The following is a 248-nucleotide window of genomic DNA, read 5'->3' on the forward strand; positions in this document are numbered from 1 at the left end:
CCTGCAATAAAAACAATAGGTTTTCTTGCAACTACTTCTTTTGTTTTTAAAACAATTGTTGTTTTGTTTTCTGCGATTTCTTGGGTAGCTATTTCTTTTTTACTGTTTTGATTATCACAACTTATAAAAGGAGAACTTAAGATTACCAAACCTGCTACAAATACTGATTTTTTTAAGAGTGTGTGCATAATTTCTACTGTTTTAAATGTTAATACATTGTAAAAGTAGTAATGAACTAAAGCTAAATT

At 27.0% G+C, this 248-nt stretch carries 1 pseudogene; it reads right to left on the bottom strand.

What is annotated here, in order from left to right:
• Positions 1-188: pseudogene (locus ACY2RX_RS14760) on the bottom strand (hypothetical protein); the annotation flags it as partial.
• Positions 189-248 lie beyond the last annotated feature (60 nt).

This window comes from Polaribacter sp. 2405UD43-2, assembly GCF_058147125.1.